Source organism: Streptomyces chisholmiae, from assembly GCF_031845445.1.
Lineage (GTDB): Bacteria > Actinomycetota > Actinomycetes > Streptomycetales > Streptomycetaceae > Streptomyces > Streptomyces chisholmiae.
Window position 1 is genome coordinate 1 of sequence record NZ_JAVREO010000284.1, and the last position, 401, is coordinate 401.

Annotated in this window: 1 protein-coding gene; it reads right to left on the minus strand. The window is 68.8% G+C overall.

The window, feature by feature from the left end:
- A partial coding sequence (locus RM844_RS33220; RefSeq protein WP_311671137.1) for an FtsW/RodA/SpoVE family cell cycle protein occupies nt 1-401 on the minus strand: 401 nt, incomplete at both ends.

Sequence of the window (401 nt, forward strand, 5' to 3'; positions counted from 1 at the left end):
TAGCCTAGAGCCGCGAAGAGGGCGAGCACCGACAGCGTCCCCGCGAGACCCAGTTCCTCGCCGGTGACGGCGAAGATGAAGTCCGTGTGCGCCTCCGGGAGTTGGCCCCATTTTTCCACACTCGCGCCGAGCCCCGAGCCGAAGATCCCGCCGGAGGCCAGGGCGTAGATGCCGTGCACGGCCTGCCAGCAGTCGACCGGGCCCGACTGCGGTTCGGTGGCGCCGATGCAGGAGAGCCTGGCCATCCGGTTGGGGCTGGTCTTGATGAGGATCACACCGAGCAGGGCGGCGACCGACAGCACTCCGGCGAACAGCCGGGTCGGCGCGCCGGCCAGCCAGAGCAGTCCGAACAGGATCGCCGTGAGAATGATCGCGGTGCCCATGTCGCCGCCGAGCATGAT